This is a genomic window from Pseudomonas sp. 13B_2.1_Bac1, from assembly GCF_025466155.1.
Lineage (GTDB): Bacteria > Pseudomonadota > Gammaproteobacteria > Pseudomonadales > Pseudomonadaceae > Aquipseudomonas > Aquipseudomonas aylmerensis.
Map to the genome: position 1 here is coordinate 21,248 of NZ_JANLOH010000115.1, position 16,625 is coordinate 37,872.

12 protein-coding genes are annotated in these 16,625 nt (G+C 59.6%); 8 read left to right on the forward strand and 4 right to left on the reverse strand.

The features are described from left to right. Positions 1 to 3: 3 nt before the first annotated feature. The gene (locus NTD80_RS29990) at positions 4 to 633 is read right to left on the reverse strand and encodes an alpha/beta hydrolase (RefSeq protein WP_213550585.1); all 630 of its coding nucleotides are present in this window, start codon (positions 631 to 633) and stop codon (positions 4 to 6) included. Positions 634 to 780: 147 nt separating this feature from the next. Between NTD80_RS29990 and NTD80_RS29995 the strand changes: the two genes are divergently transcribed. After that, entirely contained in the window at positions 781 to 1,218 is a 438-nt protein-coding gene (locus NTD80_RS29995; protein WP_017138275.1) for a YhcB family protein, read from the forward strand. 981 nt (positions 1,219 to 2,199) lie between these two features. Here the strand turns inward: NTD80_RS29995 and NTD80_RS30000 are convergent. From NTD80_RS30000 to NTD80_RS30010, 3 genes are all read right to left on the reverse strand, one after another. Then, positions 2,200 to 3,924, reverse strand: coding sequence for an ABC transporter ATP-binding protein/permease (locus NTD80_RS30000; RefSeq protein ID WP_065900650.1), 1,725 nt, complete (start codon positions 3,922 to 3,924; stop codon positions 2,200 to 2,202). A 101-nt stretch (positions 3,925 to 4,025) separates the two neighbouring features. Further along, a complete protein-coding gene (locus NTD80_RS30005) occupies positions 4,026 to 4,586 on the reverse strand; it encodes a response regulator transcription factor (RefSeq protein ID WP_003171731.1) in 561 nt (186 codons plus the stop codon). Further along, entirely contained in the window at positions 4,579 to 5,841 is a 1,263-nt protein-coding gene (locus tag NTD80_RS30010) for an ATP-binding protein (RefSeq protein WP_065900649.1), read from the reverse strand. Before NTD80_RS30010 ends, NTD80_RS30005 begins: the two co-directional genes overlap by 8 nt. Before the next feature lie 249 nt (positions 5,842 to 6,090). On the opposite strand from NTD80_RS30010, the gene NTD80_RS30015 reads away from it, so the two are divergent. The 7 genes from NTD80_RS30015 to NTD80_RS30045 all read left to right on the forward strand — a co-directional run bounded on the left by NTD80_RS30015 (position 6,091) and on the right by NTD80_RS30045 (position 16,625). Then, complete coding sequence (locus NTD80_RS30015; RefSeq protein ID WP_106805161.1) at positions 6,091 to 6,804, forward strand: SIMPL domain-containing protein; 714 nt, start codon at positions 6,091 to 6,093, stop codon at positions 6,802 to 6,804. A 90-nt stretch (positions 6,805 to 6,894) separates the two neighbouring features. Then, entirely contained in the window at positions 6,895 to 8,496 is a 1,602-nt protein-coding gene (locus NTD80_RS30020) for an ABC transporter substrate-binding protein (protein WP_262135819.1), read from the forward strand. A gap of 258 nt (positions 8,497 to 8,754) precedes the next feature. Then, the gene (locus NTD80_RS30025) at positions 8,755 to 10,383 is read left to right on the forward strand and encodes an ABC transporter substrate-binding protein (RefSeq protein WP_065900641.1); all 1,629 of its coding nucleotides are present in this window, start codon (positions 8,755 to 8,757) and stop codon (positions 10,381 to 10,383) included. Positions 10,384 to 10,688: 305 nt separating this feature from the next. Continuing rightward, complete coding sequence (locus NTD80_RS30030) at positions 10,689 to 12,293, forward strand: ABC transporter substrate-binding protein (RefSeq protein ID WP_065900636.1); 1,605 nt, start codon at positions 10,689 to 10,691, stop codon at positions 12,291 to 12,293. A 171-nt stretch (positions 12,294 to 12,464) separates the two neighbouring features. Further along, the gene (locus tag NTD80_RS30035) at positions 12,465 to 13,859 is read left to right on the forward strand and encodes an OprD family outer membrane porin (RefSeq protein ID WP_065900634.1); all 1,395 of its coding nucleotides are present in this window, start codon (positions 12,465 to 12,467) and stop codon (positions 13,857 to 13,859) included. An 80-nt stretch (positions 13,860 to 13,939) separates the two neighbouring features. Then, entirely contained in the window at positions 13,940 to 15,538 is a 1,599-nt protein-coding gene (locus NTD80_RS30040; RefSeq protein ID WP_262135820.1) for an ABC transporter substrate-binding protein, read from the forward strand. Between the two features lie 76 nt (positions 15,539 to 15,614). Further along, positions 15,615 to 16,625 carry an ABC transporter permease subunit gene (locus tag NTD80_RS30045; RefSeq protein WP_017739471.1) on the forward strand — a complete coding sequence of 337 codons (1,011 nt, stop codon included), beginning with the start codon at positions 15,615 to 15,617 and terminating at the stop codon, positions 16,623 to 16,625.

Below are 16,625 nucleotides of genomic sequence, written 5' to 3' on the forward strand. Positions count from 1 at the left end.
CTATCAATTCGAGAGACGCGGCAGCACCAGATCCTTGAGATCGGTCAGCTTGCCGTGAAAAAAGTGTCCGCATTCTGCCACTTTCAGCAGCTCATGGGGGCGTTTCAGGGCGGCGGACCAGTCGTAGACGACTTGCGGGTCGACCACTTCGTCGGTTTCCGGCTGGATCAGGGTCAATGGGCAGCCCTGGGGCAGCACGTCGGAATCGCGCAGGCGCATCACCGCCGCGGCGACCATGAACAGGTGCGCGAGCTTTTCGCCCTTGGCTTCCAGGCGACCGCCCAGGCTGGCGGCCACGTAGCCACCGAAGGAAAAACCCAGCAGCGTGATCGGCAGGTCGGGGTGCTTTTCCCGTAGCCAGGTAGCGGCCGCTTCGGCATCGTCCACTTCACCGGTGGCCATGTCGTGGGTGCCGGCACTCGCGCCGACGCCACGATAATTGAAACGCAAAGTAATCAAACCGGCATCGCGGGCGGTGCGTTGCAGGGTCGATACAACTTTATTGAGCATGGTCCCGCCTTGCACCGGGTTAGGGTGGCAGATCAGCGCCAGGCCACGTGGCTCGGGGTGATCAAGGTACAGGGCTTCCAGTTGGCCTACCGGGCCATCGATCAAAACGGGGGTTTCACGCATGAGCAAGGAATGAACTCCGTGACCTCTCAAAGGGTCGACTCGTCTAGCTAAAAGTCTGTGCATGGCATCATTGCGAGCTTAATCGCGGTATACAGCGCAGGTCCGAGCCGTTAACGTAAAGCAAAGCCGTTTATAGAGGAAGGACTCGTGGAACACTCGCTCTTAGTTTGGTTGTTGCCGACTCTTGCCCTGGTTGCCGGTGTCGCCATTGGTTTCCTGGTTGCTCGCTTGCTGCCGAATGCCGCGCCTAACCGCACGCAGCGTCAGCTGGATGACATCCAGGAACGTTTTGACAGTTATCAGAACGAGGTTGTTACCCACTTCAACAGCACCGCGACCCTGGTCAAGAAGCTCACTCAGAGCTACCAGGAAGTACAGGATCACCTCGCCGATGGCGCCAACCGCCTGGCCCTCGACGACATCACCCGCCAGCGCCTGCTGGCCGCGCTGCATTCCGATGCACCGCAAGCTCCACGCGAGCGCCTGACCCCACCCCGGGAAAACCAGGAGCCGCCACGGGACTACGCGCCAAAAACGCCAAACGCCCCGGGCATGCTGGATGAGCATTACGGCTTGAAGAAGTAAGTCATCTTCAAGCACTGAAAAAGCCCGGCTGATCGATGATCAGCCGGGCTTTTTTGTGGGCGCCAAATCCATCAGGCAACCCCGCTCAACTGTGGGAGCTGGCTTGTCGGCGATGGCGGTGGGTCATTCAGCCTTTGTGTCACTGACACACCGCATTCGCGGGCAAGCCCGCTCCCACATTTTGATTGAGCCGAGGCTCGGGAGAGGCGTCGCTGCTGCAGCAACTCGCGCTCGATCTACACATGCTGCCCTTGGGAGCCAAATCCATCAGGCAACCGCGCTCAACTGTGGGAGCTGGCTTGCCGGCGATGGCGGTGGGTCATTCGGCATCTGTGTCACTGACACACCGCATTCGCGGGCAAGCCCGCTCCCACATTTTGATTGAGCCCAGGCTTGGGAGAGGCGTTGCTGCTGCGGCAACCCGCTCTTGATCTACATATGCTGCCCTTGGGAGCCAAATCCATCAGGCAACCCCGTCCAACTGTGGGAGCTGGCTTGCCGGCGATGGCGGTGGGTCATTCAGCCTCTGTGTCACTGACACACCGCATTCGCGGGCAAGCCCGCTCCCACATTTAGATTGAGCCCAGGCTTGGGAGAGGCGTTGCTGCTGCAGCAACGCGCTCTCGATCTACACATGTTGCCCTTGGAAGCCAAATCCATCAGCCAACCCCGCCCAACTGTGGGAGCTGGCTTGCCGGCGATGGCGGTGGGTCATTCAGCATCTGTGTCACTGACACACCGCATTCGCGGGCAAGCCCGCTCCCACATTTTGATTGAGCCCAGGCTCGGGAGAGGCGTTGCTGCTGCAGCAACCCGCTCTTGATCTACACATGCTGCCCTTGGGAGACAAATTTATCAGCCAACCCCGGTCAACTGTGGGAGCTGGCTTGCCGGCGATGGCGGTGGGTCATTCGGCCTCTGTGTCACTGACACACCGCATTCGCGGGCAAGCCCGCTGCCACATTTTGATTGAGCTCAGCCTCAGGCCACGGGTTGCTCTTGCAGCAACCCGCTCTCGATCCGCACGTGCCGTCCATGGAAGCGCTTGAGGCTGCTGCGATGGCCGACGCTGACAATGCTCAAACCCGGCAGCTCATCGATCAATGCCTGATACAGGCTCGCCTCATCCTCTTCATCCATCGCCGAAGTGGCTTCGTCCATGTACAGCCATTGCGGTGCAAACAACAACGCGCGCGCGAAGGCCAGGCGCTGCTGCTCGCCCGGCGAGAGCATGCGCTGCCAGTGGTTGGCCTCGTCCAGGCGTGCGACCAGATGCGGCAGGCGGCAGGTTTCCAGCACCTGAGCATAACGTTCTGCCGGATAGACGCTGTCGTCCTGTGGATAACTCAACACGGCCTTCAAGGTGCCGATCGGCAGATAAGGTTTCTGCGGCAGGAACAAATAACGCGCCGCCGGCAGGCGAATACTGCCGTGCCCCGCCGGCCACAGATGGCCCATCGCGCGCAACAGGGTACTTTTGCCACTGCCGGAACGCCCGCTGAGCATCAGGCGCTGGCCAGGCTCCACGGTCATGTCGGCGGCGGTGAGCAAGTGGCGGCCATCGGCCAGGTCCATGCCGAGGTCCTGCACCACCAGGCGCTCGCCTTCCGCGCGCACGTCAATCGCCGGCGCACGCTGCTCGTTATCACGCATGGCCTGGTGGAAGCTCAGCAGACGATCACTCGTGGCGCGCCACGACGCCAGCTCCGAATACGCACTGATAAACCAGCTGAAATTCTCTTGCACATTGCCGAACGCCGAGTTGATTTGCATCAGCTCTCCCAGCTCGATCTTGCCGGTGAAATAACGCGGCGCGGCGACGATAAAGGGGAAGATGATCGCGATCTGGCTGTAGCCAGCGGTGAAGAAAGTCAGGCGCTTGGACACTTTCATGATGTCCCAGAAGTTGTGCCAGACCTTGGCGAAGCGGGCGCTCAAGCGCTGGTTTTCATTCGGCTCGCCGTTGTACAGGGCGATGCTCTCGGCGTTTTCGCGCACGCGCACCATGGAGAAACGCAGGTCCGCTTCGAAGCGTTGTTGTTGGTTGCTCAGGCCGATCAAGCGACGGCCGATGAGGTGCGTGAGCCAACTGCCGACGGCGGCATAAAGCAGCGCACACCAGAACATGTAGCCCGGGATGGTGATGCCGAACACTTCGATGCTACCCGACACGCCCCACAGGATGATCGAGAACGACACCAGGCTGACCACGTTGCGTAACAGCCCCAGGCCCAGGCTCAGGGTGCTTGAAGTGAAGTTGTTGAGGTCTTCGGAAATCCGCTGGTCCGGGTTATCGGTGTAACCGCCCTGCTCCAGCTGGTAGTAGTTCTTGTGGCCCAGCCAGCGCGCGAAGTGCTGCTCGGTGAGCCAGGCCCGCCAGCGGATGGTCAGCATCTGGGTCAGGTACAAGCGGTACACCGCGCCGAGAATCGCCACGGCGGCGATCCCGCCGAAGTAGCCGATCAACTGCCAGAAAGCCGCCGTGTCCTTCTTCTCCAAGGCGTTGTAGAAGTCTTTGTACCAGTGGTTGATCCAGACCGAAATTGCCACGCTGAACAACGACAGGCCAATCACCGCGGCCAGCAGCAGCCAGGCCTTGCCCTTCTCTTCACTGCGCCAATACGGCGTGATCATCGCCCAGGTTCGGCGGAAGAATTGCCCACGCACCGCGTCATTGACCGCGGAATACTCAGCGTTCTGATTCATCGTTCAGGCTCGGTAGGGTAAAGAATGACAGGCGTTTGAACCGATCATAGACGATCGGTTCAGGGCTCCGTGCGGCCTGAAGCAGATTGTTCAGACTTCGTTCAGCGCCGTACCGGGCGCTTCTGCAACTTGCGCTGCAAGGTGCGGCGGTGCATGCCGAGGGCGCGGGCAGTGGCGGAGATGTTGCCTTCGTGCTCGGTCAGCACGCGCTGGATGTGTTCCCACTGCAGGCGGTCAACCGACATCGGGTTTTCCGGCACCAGGGTGTCGAGGTCGGCGTGCTCGGAGAGCAAGGCGGCCAACACGTCATCGGCGTCCGCCGGTTTGCACAGGTAGTTACAGGCGCCGCGCTTGATGGCTTCGACAGCGGTGGCAATGCTGGAATAACCAGTAAGGATCACCACGCGCATTTCCGGGTCGAGCTCCAGCAGCTTGGGCAGCAGCACCAGGCCGGAGTCGCCATCCATTTTCAGGTCGAGCGCGGCATAGTCCGGCAGGTCGGCCTGGGCGATGGTCAGGCCCTCCTCGGCCGAACCAGCGGTGCTCACGCGAAAGCCGCGACGGCTCATGGCGCGCGCCATCACGCGGGTAAAGGTGGCGTCGTCATCTACCAGCAGCAGGTGCGGCAGTTCTTCGCCTTCGACTTGGATCTCGTCACTCATCGATATCTCCTCGTGCGACACGGGGCAGGCGCAGCTCGGTGAGCGTGCCACCTTCCTCATGACTATAGAGCTTCACTGAGCCGCCCGCGCGGGTCACGCTGGCCTTGCTCAAAAACAGGCCGAGGCCGAAGCCTTTGCCCTTGGTGGTAAAGAAGGGTTTGCCGATCTGCTCGGCAATGGCCAGCGGCACGCCCGCGCCGTGGTCGCGAATGCTGATGGTGACGTTTTCGGCGTCCCAGTCCAGTTGCACGCCCAGGCCTTCGGGGCAGGCGTCGGCGGCATTGTTCAGCAGGTTCAGCAGCGCTTGGGTCAAGTCGGGCGGCGGCGCCATGCGTGGCACGGTGCCCTGCCCCAGCAGGTTGAAACGGTAACTGGCCTCGGGACGCATCAGGTGCCAGCGGTTCAGGGCTTCGTCGAGCCACTGGGTCACATCCTGCATCTCCACCGCCAGGCGGCGATTGGCCTCGGCGGCGCGCACCAGTTGCTGCAAGGTCTGCTTGCACTGCTTGACCTGTTCCTGCAGCACGCTCAAATCGTCCTGCAGGGCCGGGTCGTGATGGTCCTGGGTCATTTCCTTGAGCAGCACGCTCATGGTCGCCAGCGGTGTGCCCAATTCATGGGCGGCGCCGGCAGCCTGGGTGGCGACCGCGAGCAGCTGTTGGTCGCGCAGGCCTTCTTCACGACGGATGGCGCGCAATTCTTCCTGGCGGCGCAACTCTTCGGCCATGCGCGCAGCGAAGAAGGTGATCACGGCGGCGGACAGCGCAAAACTCAGCCACATCCCGTAGATCTGCAGGTTTTCGCGGGCGATGGGGAAGGTTTGCAGCGGATAGAAGCGCGCCAGCAACAGGGTGTACAGGGTCAGGGCGATACCCGACAGCACCACCGAGTAGCGCCACGGCAAGGTCACGGCGGCGATGGTCAGTGGCACCAGGTAATAAGACACGAACGGGTTGGTGGAACCGCCGGAGAAATACAGCAACACACTGTGGATAAACAGGTCGCAGGCCAATTGCAGGGCGTATTCCAGCTCGGTCACCGGCCACGTGGTGCGCAACCGGATCGCGGTGAACACGCACAGCACGATGGAGAAACCGAGGGTCACGGCCAGTTGCAGCCACGGCAGCGGCAACAGGTCGAACCAATAGGCGAGACCGACGGAGCCAGCCTGTGCGGCCAGTACCAGCGTGCGGATGAACGTCAGGCGCCAGAGGTTCTGGCGGGTGGCGGAAGTCAGTTTTACGGCGGCGAGCATGAGCTCTCCCGGTGAGCGCTGCAGGCGGATCGGCACGAGTATAAACGAAGCGGCGCCTCGGACATTGGGTGTGTGGCTCTTTGACGCAGGGCGCCGCAGCTTCACGTGGCACGCTTCAAACAGCAGGAATCCGCGTGCCTTTTAGCTTGTAGCACGCAGCTTGAAACTTTTTTTTCTAATTCGTAAACCCGAAGAACCCGATGCCACCGTCTACAGTCATACCCGATACGAACACCCTAAGGAGCTTCCATGTCTCGTTTCACTCGCAGTGCAGCCATTTTCACCCTCAGCGCCAGCGCCCTGGCCAGCCTCCCGGCCCTGGCTGCCGATGAACTGCATTACAACCAGATTTCCCTGCGTGCCGAGGTCAGCCAGGAAGTGGCCCGCGACAAGATGATCGTCACCCTCTACACCGAGTCCCAGAACACTGACCCTGCCAAGCTCGCCGCCGAAATCACCACCACCCTGAACAAGGCCCTGGGCGAGGCGCGCGAAGTCAAAGGCGTGACCTTGCGCCAGGGCAGCCGCAACAGCTACCCGATCTACGACAACAAGAACCAGAAGATCACCGGCTGGCGTGAGCGCGCCGAACTGCGCCTGGAAAGCGCGGACTTCCCGGCACTGTCGAAACTCACCGGCGAATTGCTCAACACCCTGAAAATGGAAAACATGGACTTCGCCATCGCCGACGCCACGCGCAAGGCCAGCGAAGATGCCCTGCTCAAGGACGCGGTTGCCGCCTTTAAAGCCCGCGCACAACTGGCCACCGACGCGCTGGGCGGCAAGGGTTACAAGATCGTCAACTTGAACTTCAACACCAATGGCTACCCACAACCTTATGCCCGTGGCGGGATGATGATGAAGGCGGCCATGGCCGATTCGGCACCAACGCCTGAAGTGGAAGCGGGCACCAGCCAGGTCAACATGAGCGCCGATGGCGTGATCGAAGTGCAGATGCAGTGACCCCTACCTGAGAAACCTGAACGGCGTTACCCTCGGTAGCGCCGTTTTCGTTTGGGCAGCTTATATATGCCTGCCACTTCAGGGGTCTCCATGGAAAGAATTGCTTTCAAACCGCTACTCCTTGCCGCAGGCCTGCTGGCCTTTATGCCGATGGCCCACGCGGCCAGCACCCTGGTCTATTGCTCCGAAGCCAGCCCCGCCGGCTTCGATCCCAGCCAGTACACCAGCGGCACCGATTTCGATGCCTCCGCCGAAACCGTGTTCAACCGCCTGACCCAATTCAAGCGTGGCGGCACCGAAGTCGAACCTGGCCTGGCGACGAGCTGGGATGTCTCCAAAGACGGCCTGACCTACACCTTCCACCTGCGCGATGGCGTCAAGTTCCACACCACCGATTTCTTCACCCCTACCCGCGACTTCAATGCGGATGACGTGCTGTTTACCTTCAATCGCCTGCTCGATGCCGACAGTCCGTTCCGCAAGGCCTACCCCTCCGAGTCGCCGTATTTCACCGACATGGGTTTGAACACCACGATCAAAAACGTCGAAAAAATCGACGAACACACCGTGCGCTTCAACCTCAACAATGTGGATGCCTCGTTCGTGCAGAACCTGGCCATGAGCTTTGCTTCGGTGCAGTCCGCCGAATATGCCGCCCAACTGCTGAAACAAGGCAAAGCCGAAGACATCAACCAGAAGCCCGTGGGCACCGGGCCGTTCGTGTTCAAGCGCTACCAGAAAGACTCGCAGATTCGCTACGTGGCGAATAAACAGTACTGGAAGCCCGAGGATGTGAAGCTCGACAACCTGGTGTTCGCCATCACCCCGGACGCCGCCTCGCGCCTGCAGAAGCTCAAGGCCGGTGAGTGCCAGGTCAGCGGTTACCCGCGCCCTGCCGACATCGACGTGATGAAACAGGACCCCAACCTGCGCGTGCTGCAGCAAGCCGGTTTCAACCTGGGTTTCCTGGCCTACAACGTGACCCACCCGCCGCTGGACCAGCTCAAGGTGCGCCAGGCCCTGGACATGGCCATCGACAAGCCGGCGATCATCAAGGCCGTGTACCAGAGCGCCGGGCAATTGGCGCAGAACGCGTTGCCTCCGGCGCAGTGGTCTTATGACCCGAACATCAAGGATGCGCCCTACGATCCGACCAAGGCGCGGGCGCTACTAAAAGAAGCAGGGGTTGCACCGGGTACGACCATCAACTTGTGGGCGATGACGGTCCAGCGTGCCTCCAATCCAAATGCGCGCATGTCGGCGCAGATGATCCAGCAGGATTGGGAGAAAGTCGGCATCAAGGCCAATATCGTCAGCTATGAGTGGGGCGAATACATCAAGCGCGCCAAAAATGGCGAGCACGACGCGATGATTTATGGCTGGACGGGCGACAATGGTGACCCGGATAACTGGCTCGGCGTGCTCTACAGTTGTGCTGCGGTCAAGGGCAGCAACTACGCAAAATGGTGTAACCCGGCGTACGACAAACTGGTCCAGGAAGCCAAAGTCAGCAGCGACCGCGAGCAGCGCATCAAGTGGTATCAACAGGCGCAAAAAATACTTAAGGAACAAGTACCTATAACGCCTATTGCGAATTCGACGGTTTTCCAACCGCTGCGCAAGGAAGTGCGCGACTTCAAGATCAGCCCGTTCGGCCTGACGCCGTTCTACGGCGTGAGTCTAGATAAGTAACAGCAGCGCCCCAACCGAGTGCGCTAGACGCCTCGTTTGGGCTTTTTTGGTGCGCCTGTTGCACCGAAAAAACCCTCGAAATAGACGCAATTGTGTAGAAACTTTCATAATTGCGACATTCCTGTACGTTCGTACCACTGTTTCAGCCTCGCAACGGTTCAGCATCTTGCAATGGGTATGGCGCCTGCATAAGTATCCGCAGGCCGACTCACGAGGTCGCCCTCACCACCAAAAATGACAACAAATCATGAGGCCAACATGCTTAAACACGCAGTCCTTCCGTTATTAGTGAGCGCTGGCCTTATGGCCGCGGCCCCTTTCGCCCATGCGGCGACTAACCTGGTGTTCTGCTCCGAAGGGAGCCCGGCTGGTTTCGATCCAGGCCAGTACACCACCGGAACAGACTTCGATGCTTCGGCCGAAACCATGTTCAACCGCCTGACCCAGTTCGAACGCGGCGGCACCGCTGTGATTCCTGGGCTCGCCACCAGCTGGGACGTGTCCCCGGATGGCCTGACGTACACCTTCCACCTGCGCGACGGCGTCAAGTTCCACACCACCCCGTACTTCAAGCCGACCCGTACCTTCAATGCCGATGACGTGCTGTTCACGTTCAACCGCATGATCAACAAGGACGACCCGTTCCGCAAAGCCTACCCCACCGAGTTCCCGTACTTCACGGACATGGGGATGGACACCAACATCAAGAACATCGAGAAAGTCGATGACCACACCGTCAAGTTCACCCTTGGCACCGTGGACGCCGCTTTCATCCAGAACCTGGCCATGAGCTTCGCCTCGGTCCAGTCCGCCGAGTACGCAGCCCAACTGCTGAAGAACGGCACGCCGCAAGACATCAACCAGAAGCCGATCGGCACCGGTCCGTTCGTGTTCAAGAGCTACCAGAAAGACTCGAACATTCGCTACACCGGCAACAAGGACTACTGGAACCCTGCCGATGTGAAGATCGATAACCTGATCTTCGCCATCACCACCGACCCGTCGGTGCGTATCCAGAAGCTCAAGAAAAACGAATGCCAGATCACCTTGTTCCCGCGTCCGGCCGACCTCAAGGCGCTGGGCGAAGACAAGGACCTGAAACTGCCGCACCAGGCCGGTTTCAACCTGGGCTACATCGCCTACAACGTCATGGACAAGGTCAAGGGCAGCGACCAGCCGAACCCACTGGCAGACCTGCGCGTGCGCCAGGCGCTGGACATGTCGGTGAACAAGCAGCAGATCATCGACTCCGTGTACCAGGGCGCGGGCCAACTGGCCGTCAACGCCATGCCGCCAACCCAGTGGTCGTATGACACCACCATCAAGGATGCCAAGTACGACCCTGAGAAAGCCAAGGCGCTGCTCAAGGAAGCGGGCATCAAGGAAGGTACCGAGATCGTGCTGTGGGCCATGCCGGTCCAGCGTCCGTACAACCCGAACGCCAAGCTGATGGCTGAAATGCTGCAGAACGACTGGAAGAAGATCGGTCTGAACGTAAAAATCACCAGCTATGAGTGGGGCGAGTACATCAAGCGCTCCAAAGGCGGCGAGAACCAGGCCATGATCATTGGCTGGAGCGGTGACAATGGTGACCCGGACAACTGGCTGAACGTGCTGTTCGGCTGCGACTCGCTGGCCGGTAACAACTTCTCCAAATGGTGCGACAAGAAATTCGATGGCATCGTGAAAGAAGCCAAGGCCACCTCGGATGTCGCCAAACGCACCGAGCTGTACAAGCAGGCGCAACATATCCTCAAAGATGCAGTCCCGATGACACCTATCGCGCACTCGACGGTGTATCAACCCATGCGCACCACCGTGCAGGACTTCAAGATCAGCCCGTTTGGCTTGAACTCCTTCTACGGCGTGAGCGTAAGCGGCAAGTAAGGATCACTGACGGCGACGTTTCATAACGTCGCCGTTATTGCATCCGCCTGGACCGTAGGAAACAGACCACGTTCGCAGTCGTTGCCTCCTACAGCAACGCACTGCGATACGCAGCTCTTTTGCCTACAAGGTCAGTCCGATTTTGCGCATTTACTGCGAAGTCCGCGACCCATAACGTCGTAGGACAGCAGAGGCTGCAATCTGGGAAAGGCACTTGCCGTGTGTGGGATCAGTGATGTCGCTCTGGCCACAAGGCCTGGGTGATTGCTCGCTGATGACAACTACAAACAAGGATCGGGATCGTCATGCGCCATACCACCGTTCTATCCGCAATTTTTGGCACCAGCCTGCTGGCTGTCGCCACGCTGGGCCAGGCCGCCGACAAGAAGAGCCTGGTGTTCTGCTCCGAAGGCAGCCCGGCAGGGTTTGACACTGCGCAATACACCACCGCCACCGACAACGATGCGGCCGAGCCGCTGTACAACCGCCTGGTTGAGTTTGAAAAGGGCGCGACTAATGTCGTACCTGGGCTGGCGACCAAGTGGGATATTTCCGAAGATGGCTTGACCTACACCTTCCACTTGCGTGAAGGGGTGAAATTCCACAGCAATAAGGAATTCAAGCCGACGCGCGATTTCAACGCAGACGACGTGCTGTTCACCTTCAACCGCATGCTTGACCCCGACCATCCGTTTCGCAAGGCCTACCCCACCGAGTTTCCGTACTTCAACGGGATGAGCCTGAACAAGAACATCGCCAAGGTCGAGAAAACCGGCCCGTACACCGTGGTGATGACGCTGAACACGGTCGATGCTGCCTTCGTGCAAAACATCGCCATGAGCTTCGCCTCGATCCTGTCGGCCGAATACGCCGACCAGTTGCTCAAGGCCGGCAAACCCAGCGACATCAACCAGAAGCCGATCGGCACCGGACCGTTCGTGTTCCAGCGCTACCAGAAAGATTCGCAGATCCGTTATGCAGGCAACAAACAGTACTGGGACCCGAGCAAGGTCAAGCTCGATCAGTTGATCTTCGCCATCAACACCGACGCCTCGGTGCGCGTGCAGAAGCTCAAGGCCGGCGAATGCCAGGTCACCCTGCACCCGCGTCCGGCGGACGTGGAGGCCCTCAAGGCCGACCCGAACCTGCAACTGCTGACCAAGCCTGGCTTCAACCTCGGCTATATCGCCTACAACGTGCGCCATAAGCCGTTCGACCAACTCGAAGTGCGCCAGGCGCTGGACATGGCGGTGAACAAGCAGAGCATCCTGAATGCCGTGTACCAGGGCGCGGGCCAATTGGCGGTCAACGCCATGCCGCCGACGCAGTGGTCCTACGACGACACCATCAAGGACGCCGCCTACAACCCGGAAAAAGCCAAGGAACTGCTCAAGGCTGCCGGGGTGAAGGAAGGCACCGAAATCACCCTGTGGGCGATGCCGGTGCAACGGCCGTACAACCCCAACGCCAAGCTGATGGCCGAGATGCTGCAAAGCGATTGGGCCAAGATCGGCCTCAAGGTCAAGATCGTCAGCTACGAGTGGGGCGAATACATCAAGCGCACCAAGAACGGTGAGCACGATATAAGCCTGATCGGCTGGACCGGCGACAACGGTGACCCGGACAACTGGCTGGGCACCCTCTACAGCTGCGACGCCATCGGCGGGAACAACTACTCCATGTGGTGTGACCCGGCGTACGACAAGCTGATCAAGCAAGCCAAGGTCGTCACCGACCGAGAACAAAGGACTGTTCTGTACAAACAGGCGCAGCAACTGCTCAAGCAGCAGGTGCCGATCACGCCGGTCGCCCACTCGACGGTCAACCAGCCGTTAAGCGCCAAAGTCGAAGATTTCAAAGTGAGCCCCTTCGGCCGCAACGTGTTCTCGGGCGTCAGTATCAACCCATAAAAAAATAACCGGATGCAGGGGAGCGAAACTCGCTCTCCGGCAAACGTGCAGCCTTTTGTTGGGAGTTTTCCTACGGCAAACGTTTGCAATAGCTTGAACGAGTTACACACCCAATAGCCGGATCACCAAAAAAGACCGGCATAAAAAAGAGAACCAAAGGAGCTTCAACCCATGAAACTGAGCAGCAAAGCGCTTCTGGCCCTGGCCATCAGCAGCATCACGGCTACCGCCTTCGCTGAATCCGCCAGCCAGGAATTCGTCCCCACCACACTGGCCGGCACCAGCGCTCAAAGCGAGGCCAAAGGCTTTATCGAAGATTTCAGCCTGGGCGGCACCACGCGCAACTGGTACTCCCACGAAAGCAAATACCGTGGCGGCACCTTCGAATACAAGAAGAACGGTGTAACCCGTACCGACCGTAACCGTACCAACTGGGTACAGGGCACCATCATCAACGGCAGCTCGGGCTTCACCCAAGGCACCGTAGGCGTCAAGACCGAATTGGCGGTCTACAACGCGCTGGTCCTGGACCGTAACAAGCGTGACATCAAGGGTGGTTCCAACCGTACCCTGGCTGACTCCGACGGTGATGCAGTAGGCCAGTGGAGCAAACTGGGCCTGGCCAACGTGCAGTTCCGCGTATCGAACACCACGTTGACCGCCGGTCGTCAGAACTTCAGCAGCGGCATCGTCGACACCATCGGCAACCGTGCACTGCCATCGAGCTTCGAAGGTGTGAGCTTCAACAGCGAAGAATTCAGCAACCTGTCGTTCCAGGGCGGCGTGTTTGACCGCGTTTCGCCACGTACCGAACAGAGCCTGTCGAAATTCCGTACCGAATACGGCAATGGCGCGGAGACCGATAAGGTGTCCACACTGGGCCTGAACTACCAGCCGCTGAAAAGCCTGAAAGTCAGCGTCTTCGGCGCTAACGTGAAGGACTTCTGGAACCAGTACTACTTCGGCGCAACCCACGAGCTGGGCGATGCACAGCAACTGGCGCTGACCACCGGTTTCAACTACTACAAAACCGTCGATGAAGGCAAAAAAGAGATGGGGAAAATCGACAACGATACCTTCTCCCTGTCCCTGGGCCTGGCTCACCAGGCTCACAGCCTGACCTTCTCCTACCAGCAAGTGAACGGTAACGAGTACTTCGATTACCTGCACGAAACCAACGGCATCTACCTCGCCAACTCCCTGACCTCTGACTTCAACGGTCCGAACGAGAAATCCTTCCAGATCGCCTACGGCATCAACATGGCCGAATACGGCGTGCCAGGCCTGAAGTTCAACGCCTACTCGGCGCGCGGCTGGGACATCGACGGTACTCACTACACCGGCAACAACGGCCGGGCCAAGTTCGCCTACGACGGCATCCAGAAACAAGACGGCGAAAAACACCAGGAATACGGTGTAGGCGCTTCTTACGCCATCCAGAGCGGCGCTCTCAAGGCCACCACCGTGCGCGCAACCTACGTTGAGCACCGTGGCAGCGAGTTCCAATCCGACGGCAGCATCAAAGAATTCCGCCTGGTCACCACCATCCCGTTCAACATTCTTTAATTAGCACCAGGTAAACGGCGGGCTCAGGACGAGCCTGCCGTCTACGCTTGTCTGGTCCCATCGATTGCAGAGGGCTCTGAATGAAAATGCTCCCGCTACAAGCCGCCATTGCCGCTGCGCTGTTAAGCGTGGCGATCGGCGTTTCGGCCAAACCGCTGGTAGTCTGCACCGAAGCTAGCCCGGAAGGCTTCGACCCGGTCCTGTACACCACGGCCGTCACCGCTGACGCCGCCGCTGAAACCCTGTTCAACCGTCTGGTGGACTTCAAGCCCGGCACCACCGAAGTGATCCCCGCGCTGGCCAAAGACCTGCCGCAGATCAGCGACGATGGCCTGACCTACACCTTTCACCTGCGTGACGACATCAAGTTCCACACCACCGACTACTTCAAACCCACGCGCAACATGAACGCCGACGACGTGCTCTGGAGCTTCCAGCGCCAGCTGGACCCGAATCACCCGTGGCATAACAAGTCCCTCGTGGGCTACCCGTACTTCGAAAGCATGGGCTTCAAGGAACTGCTCAAGAGCGTGGAAAAGACCGACGATCACACCGTCGTCTTCACCCTGACCCGCCCTGAGGCACCGTTCCTGGCCGACCTGGGCATGGCATTCTCTTCAATCCACTCGAAGGAATACGCCGACCAGTTGCTGAAATCCGGCAAGACCGAAGACCTCAACGCCAAGCCCATCGGCACGGGTCCGTTCGTCTTCAACCGATATCAGAAAGACGCCCAGGCACGATTCAAGGCCAACCCGGACTACTTCCGCGGCAAACCAGCAGTCGACCCGCTGATCCTGGCGATCACCACCGATAACAACGTGCGCCTGCAGAAGCTCAAGGCCAACGAATGCCAGATCGCGCTGTTCCCCAAGCCGGATGACATTCCAAGCATCAAGCAGGACCCGAACCTGAAAGTCGACGAACTGGCGGCGATGACCACCAGTTACACCGCGTTGAACACCACTCACAAATACATGAGCGATGCGCGTGTACGTCACGCGATCAACATCGCGTTCGACAAGACCGGCTATACCGAAGCCCTGTTCGGCAAAGGCAATGCGGTGGTAGGTACTGGCCCTTATCCGCCGACCTTGCTGGGTTTCAGCGACAAACTGAAAAACCCGCCCCGTGATCTGGACAAGGCCCGCGCCCTGCTCAAGGAAGCCGGCGTACCGGAAGGCACCGAGTTCACCCTGTTCACCCGTAACGGCGGCGGCCCGACCAACCCCAACCCGATGCTCGGCGCCCAGCGCATGCAGGCGGATCTGGCGCAGATTGGCCTGAAGATCAACATCAAAGTCATGGAATGGGGCGAGATGCTCAAGCGCGCCAAGAACGGCGAGCACGACATGGTTTCGGCTGGCTGGGTCGGTGACAACGGCGACCCGGACAATTTCCTGACCCCAAACCTGAGTTGCGATGCTGCGAAAAACGGCGAAAACTACGCCCGCTGGTGTAACAAAGAGTTTCAAGACTTGATCGACAAGGCACGCGCCATCGCTGAACCCGGCCAGCGCGCTGCACTCTATGAACAAGCACAGGACGTTTTCGAGAAGGACCAACCATGGCTTCCCATGGCTTACCCGAAACTGTTCACCGCCATGCGCAAGAACGTAGAAGGCTTCACCCAAAGCCCTCTGGGGACAAATAACTTCGCCACCACCCAGGTGAAGTAAATAAGAAAAACGCTCGGCGCCTTCGCTATTGAAGGCGTCGAACCTGCCTAACCGGCTGATTGAGGTACACAACAAGATGTTTAGTTTTATTGCCCGCCGACTGGGGTTACTGATCCCCACGTTTTTCGGCATCACGTTGCTGACGTTTGCGTTAATTCGCATGATCCCTGGCGACCCCGTAGAAGTCATGATGGGCGAACGCCGCGTCGATCCCGAGATGCACGCACAGGCAATGGAACGCCTTGGCCTTAACAAGCCGTTGTATGCGCAATACCTGGACTATGTCGGCAAGCTCGCCCAGGGCGACCTTGGCGAATCGCTGCGCACCCGCACCAGCGTGTGGACCGAGTTCACCGCGCTTTTCCCGGCGACCCTGGAACTGTCCATGGCCGCCCTGTTGTTCGCCGGCATCCTGGGCCTGCTGGCCGGGGTGATTGCGGCACTCAAGCGAGGATCCCTGTTCGACCATGGGGTGATGGGCATCTCCCTCGCGGGATATTCGATGCCGATCTTCTGGTGGGGCCTGATCCTGATCATGTTCTTCTCGGTGAGCCTGGGCTGGACCCCGGTATCCGGGCGTATCGACCTGCTCTACGACATCGAGCCGCGCACCGGCTTCATGCTCATCGACACCCTGCTGGCTGACGAGCCGGACGCGTTTTTCGACGCCCTGCACCACCTGATCCTGCCGGCCATCGTGCTGGGCACCATCCCGCTGGCGGTGATTGCGCGGATGACCCGTTCGTCGATGCTCGAAGTGCTACGCGAAGACTACATCCGCACCGCCAAGGCCAAAGGCCTGTCGCCGGCGCGCGTGGTGTTCGTGCACGGCCTGCGTAACGCGCTGATCCCGGTACTGACCGTGGTCGGCCTGCAAGTCGGCACCCTGTTGGCCGGTGCGGTCCTGACCGAAACCATCTTCTCGTGGCCCGGCATCGGCAAATGGCTGATCGAAGCCATTGGCGCGAGGGACTACCCGGTGGTGCAGAACGGCATCCTGTTGATCGCCTGCCTGGTGATCCTGGTGAACTTCGTGGTGGATATCCTCTACGGCTTCGCCAACCCACGCATCCGTCACCAGCGCTGA

What these genes read in the sequence shown, in the direction of transcription:
- NTD80_RS29990 (WP_213550585.1), bottom strand. Translation starts at nt 633, where the DNA reads ATGCGTGAAACCCCCGTTTTGATCGATGGCCCGGTAGGCCAACTGGAA.
- NTD80_RS30000 (WP_065900650.1), bottom strand. Translation starts at nt 3,924, where the DNA reads ATGAATCAGAACGCTGAGTATTCCGCGGTCAATGACGCGGTGCGTGGG.
- NTD80_RS30005 (WP_003171731.1), bottom strand. Translation starts at nt 4,586, where the DNA reads ATGAGTGACGAGATCCAAGTCGAAGGCGAAGAACTGCCGCACCTGCTG.
- NTD80_RS30010 (WP_065900649.1), bottom strand. Translation starts at nt 5,841, where the DNA reads ATGCTCGCCGCCGTAAAACTGACTTCCGCCACCCGCCAGAACCTCTGG.
- NTD80_RS30015 (WP_106805161.1), top strand. Translation starts at nt 6,091, where the DNA reads ATGTCTCGTTTCACTCGCAGTGCAGCCATTTTCACCCTCAGCGCCAGC.
- NTD80_RS30020 (WP_262135819.1), top strand. Translation starts at nt 6,895, where the DNA reads ATGGAAAGAATTGCTTTCAAACCGCTACTCCTTGCCGCAGGCCTGCTG.
- NTD80_RS30025 (WP_065900641.1), top strand. Translation starts at nt 8,755, where the DNA reads ATGCTTAAACACGCAGTCCTTCCGTTATTAGTGAGCGCTGGCCTTATG.
- NTD80_RS30030 (WP_065900636.1), top strand. Translation starts at nt 10,689, where the DNA reads ATGCGCCATACCACCGTTCTATCCGCAATTTTTGGCACCAGCCTGCTG.
- NTD80_RS30035 (WP_065900634.1), top strand. Translation starts at nt 12,465, where the DNA reads ATGAAACTGAGCAGCAAAGCGCTTCTGGCCCTGGCCATCAGCAGCATC.
- NTD80_RS30040 (WP_262135820.1), top strand. Translation starts at nt 13,940, where the DNA reads ATGAAAATGCTCCCGCTACAAGCCGCCATTGCCGCTGCGCTGTTAAGC.
- NTD80_RS30045 (WP_017739471.1), top strand. Translation starts at nt 15,615, where the DNA reads ATGTTTAGTTTTATTGCCCGCCGACTGGGGTTACTGATCCCCACGTTT.